General features: G+C 66.8%; 1 pseudogene. It reads left to right on the top strand.

What is annotated here, in order from left to right:
• A pseudogene (locus KVT38_RS34490) lies at positions 1-229 on the top strand (hypothetical protein); the annotation flags it as partial.

Below are 229 nucleotides of genomic sequence, written 5' to 3' on the forward strand. Positions count from 1 at the left end.
CAAAACCTACGAGACGACAGCGGCGCAGATGGTTGGCGTACCGCTCGAGACGAGCGTCAAGGGGCACAAGAATTACGAGCTGCGGGCCCGCGGCAAGGTGGCTGTGCGCGCGTGCGGCTATCAGGGCGGAGAGAACGCGCTGGCTGCGATGGACAGCAAGAAGGAGATCGGCCCGGCGGGATATCCGCGCCTGGGGCGTCAGTGGCGCGACGCCAACCCGGAAAGCCGT

It is taken from the genome of Cohnella sp. GbtcB17, assembly GCF_019091135.1.
In the GTDB taxonomy this organism is placed as follows: domain Bacteria; phylum Bacillota; class Bacilli; order Paenibacillales; family Paenibacillaceae; genus Cohnella.